At 69.7% G+C, this 3,486-nt stretch carries 4 protein-coding genes; all 4 read left to right on the top strand.

The genetic code is table 11. From position 1 onward, the window contains the following. Positions 1–138 precede the first annotated feature (138 nt). Entirely contained in the window at positions 139–1,617 is a 1,479-nt protein-coding gene (gene rimO / locus ACFWFI_RS41825) for a 30S ribosomal protein S12 methylthiotransferase RimO (protein WP_387401060.1), read from the top strand. Then, the gene (gene pgsA, locus ACFWFI_RS41820; RefSeq protein ID WP_387401058.1) at positions 1,614–2,441 is read left to right on the top strand and encodes a CDP-diacylglycerol--glycerol-3-phosphate 3-phosphatidyltransferase; all 828 of its coding nucleotides are present in this window, start codon (positions 1,614–1,616) and stop codon (positions 2,439–2,441) included. The genes rimO and pgsA overlap by 4 nt, the downstream gene beginning before the upstream one ends. Beyond that, positions 2,438–2,950: a CinA family protein gene (locus ACFWFI_RS41815; RefSeq protein WP_387401056.1), complete on the top strand. Its 513-nt coding sequence runs from the start codon at positions 2,438–2,440 to the stop codon at positions 2,948–2,950. The genes pgsA and ACFWFI_RS41815 overlap by 4 nt, the downstream gene beginning before the upstream one ends. A gap of 109 nt (positions 2,951–3,059) precedes the next feature. Then, positions 3,060–3,443, top strand: a complete 384-nt coding sequence (locus ACFWFI_RS41810) for a helix-turn-helix domain-containing protein (RefSeq protein WP_014153702.1) — start codon at positions 3,060–3,062, stop codon at positions 3,441–3,443. Positions 3,444–3,486 lie beyond the last annotated feature (43 nt).

Below are 3,486 nucleotides of genomic sequence, written 5' to 3'. Positions count from 1 at the left end.
GTGCCCGGCAGTCATGCCGGGCACTCACCGTTGTCGTTGTCCTCGCTCCCCCTCCACCTCACCGACTGTTCGGTCACTCCCCGTAGCGGCTAACCCTGCTCGGCAGGGGGAGTGCCGGGACAAAGTAGTCTTGAGCCCATGCCCGAACGCCGTACCGTCGCCCTTGTCACTCTTGGCTGCGCCCGTAACGAGGTGGACTCGGAGGAGCTCGCAGGCCGCTTGGCAGCGGACGGCTGGGATCTCGTCGAGAACGCCACGGACGCGGATGTCGCCGTCGTCAACACCTGTGGGTTCGTCGAGGCCGCCAAGAAGGACTCAGTCGATGCCCTGCTCGAAGCCAACGATCTGAAGGATCACGGCAGAACCCAGGCCGTCGTGGCCGTCGGCTGCATGGCCGAGCGCTACGGCAAGGATCTTGCCGAGGCGCTGCCGGAAGCCGACGGAGTCCTCGGATTCGACGACTACGCCGACATCTCCGACCGTCTGCAGACCATCCTCAACGGAGGCATCCACGCCTCCCACACCCCGCGTGACCGGCGCAAGCTGCTGCCGATCAGCCCGGCCGAGCGGCAGGACGCCGCCGTCGCGCTGCCGGGGCACGCCCAGGAGATCGCGCCGGCCCCCGCCGACCTGCCGGAAGGGGTCGCTCCGGTCTCCGGGCCGCGGGCACCGCTGCGCCGCAGGCTGGGGACCAGCCCGGTCGCCTCGGTGAAGCTCGCCTCCGGCTGCGACCGGCGCTGCACCTTCTGCGCCATCCCCTCCTTCCGGGGCTCCTTCGTCTCCAGGCGCCCCTCGGACGTCCTGGGAGAGACGCGCTGGCTTGCCGAGCAGGGCGTCAAGGAGGTCATGCTCGTCTCCGAGAACAACACCTCGTACGGCAAGGACCTCGGGGACATCAGGCTCCTGGAGACCCTGCTGCCCGAGCTCGCCGACGTCGACGGGATCGAGCGGATCCGCGTCAGCTACCTGCAGCCCGCCGAGATGCGTCCCGGGCTGATCGACGTACTCACCTCCACGCCCAAGGTCGCGCCCTACTTCGACCTCTCCTTCCAGCACTCCGCCCCCGGCGTGCTGCGGGCGATGCGCCGGTTCGGCGACACGGACCGGTTCCTGGAGCTCCTGGACACCATTCGGTCGAAGGCTCCGCAGGCCGGTGCCCGGTCGAACTTCATCGTGGGATTCCCCGGGGAGACCGAGGCCGACCTGGCCGAGCTGGAACGCTTCCTCACCGGCGCGCGCCTGGACGCCATCGGGGTCTTCGGCTACTCCGACGAGGAGGGCACCGAGGCGGTCGGCTACGAGAACAAGCTGGACGCCGACGTCATCGCGGAACGCCTCGCGCACATCTCGCAGCTGGCCGAGGAACTGACCTCGCAGCGAGCCGAGGAGCGGGTCGGCGAAACCCTCCAGGTTCTCGTCGAGTCCGTCGAGTCCGAGGAGGACGGGCCGGTGGCGGTGGGCCGAGCCGCCCACCAGGCTCCGGAAACGGACGGCCAGGTCGTCTTCACCGCACGCGAAGGGCTCGTGCCGGGCCGTATGGTCGAAGCGAAGGCAGTGGGCACCGAGGGAGTGGACCTCGTGGCCGAACACCACGAGCTTGCGGAGGCAGCCAGATGACGGGAGCCCCGGCATCCGCGGCAGGCGGCTCCGGCGCGACGCCGGCGCCCCGCGGCGGCAAGCTGGGCGCGGCGGCCGTCAATCAGGCCGGCCTGTGGAACATCGCGAACATCCTCACGATGGTGCGGCTGCTGCTCGTGCCGGGCTTCGTCATGCTGCTCCTGCACGACGGTGGCTACGACCCGGTCTGGCGGTCGTTCGCCTGGGCGGCCTTCGCCGTCGCGATGATCACCGACGTATTCGACGGCCATCTGGCACGCACGTACAACCTGGTCACCGATTTCGGGAAGATCGCCGACCCGATAGCGGACAAGGCGATCATGGGCGCGGCCCTGATCTGTCTGTCCTCCCTCGGAGATCTGCCCTGGTGGATCACCGGCGTGATCCTCTTCCGCGAGCTCGGCATCACGCTCATGCGTTTCTGGGTGATCCGGCACTCGGTGATCCCCGCCAGCCGGGGCGGGAAGGTGAAGACCCTGGCCCAGGGCATCGCCGTGGGCATGTACGTGCTGGCACTGACGGGGCCCCTGGCCACCATGCGCTTCTGGGTGATGATGGCCGCTGTCGTACTGACGGTCGTCACCGGCCTCGACTACGTGCGCCAGGCAGTCGTGCTGCGCCGCCGCGGACTCGCGGCGGAGCGGGCGGCCGCCATGGAAGCCGTCACGGCGGCGGCGGACGTGGAGGACACCGCCGGGGGGCGGTGCGCCACGAACGATGACATCGGCGGAACGGCCGGGAGCGTCGTGGAGCCGGCGGCCCTCGGGGAACCGGTCGGGGAGCGCGTGGCCGGCGGCAGGGGCGCCGCGGAGGGCGAGCGGTGACGTCCGCGGCGGCCCAGGTGCTGCGGCAGCTTCAGGAGCGCGGTGAGACGCTCGGGGTCGCCGAGTCCCTCACCGGTGGCCTGGTGGCCGCCGAGCTGACCTCCGTACCGGGGGCCTCGCGATGTTTCCGCGGGTCCGTCACGGCCTACGCCACGCCTCTGAAGCGGGATGTGCTGGGCGTCGACGGCGCGCTGCTGGCTGAGCGTGGAGCAGTGGACCCCGCGGTCGCCCAGGCGATGGCCGCCGGCGTGCGCCGGGTCCTGGACGCGGACTGGGGCGTCTCGACCACCGGGGTCGCGGGCCCCGAGCCTCAGGACGGCAAGGCCGTCGGCACCGTCTTCATAGCCGTTTCCGGGCCGGGTGGTGTACAGAAAACCGTCGAGCTGAGGTTGAACGGCGGGCGGGCGGACATCCGTAAGGAGAGTGTGCGGAGCCTGCTCGAGCTGCTCTCCGGCGAACTCGGCGAAAATGCGAGGGCACAGGATACGGAACAGAACGGGGAGAATTGATGTTTGCAGCCCTGAGTGAACACGACATCGCTCCCCGCACGGCCGCAGCGCAAGGCGGTACGGTGGGGCGTGAAGGATGCGGCTACGCGGTCCGAGGAGGGAGCCACCGATGATTCTGCTCCGTCGCCTGCTTGGTGACGTGCTGCGTCGGCAGCGCCAGCGCCAAGGCCGTACTCTGCGCGAAGTCTCCTCGTCCGCCCGAGTCTCGCTCGGCTATCTCTCCGAGGTGGAGCGGGGGCAGAAGGAGGCATCCTCCGAACTGCTCTCCGCCATTTGCGACGCGCTGGACGTACGGATGTCCGAGCTCATGCGTGAAGTGAGCGATGAACTGTCGCTGGCTGAGCTGGCCGAGTCGGCAGCAGCCAGTGATGCGGTGCCTGTACCAGTACGCCCGATGCTCAATTCCGTCTCTGTTGCGTCGGTCGCCGGCGTACCGACGGGACGGGTGACCATCAAGGCGCCCGCGGAAGCGGTGGATGTCGTCGCCGCCTGACCGCACGGTTCGTGGTGAACGAAGCCCCGGCCGACCCCTCACG

The sequence above is a fragment of the Streptomyces sp. NPDC060209 genome, assembly GCF_042728155.1.
In the GTDB taxonomy this organism is placed as follows: domain Bacteria; phylum Actinomycetota; class Actinomycetes; order Streptomycetales; family Streptomycetaceae; genus Streptomyces.
This window is presented reverse-complemented; position numbering and strand designations above follow the sequence as displayed.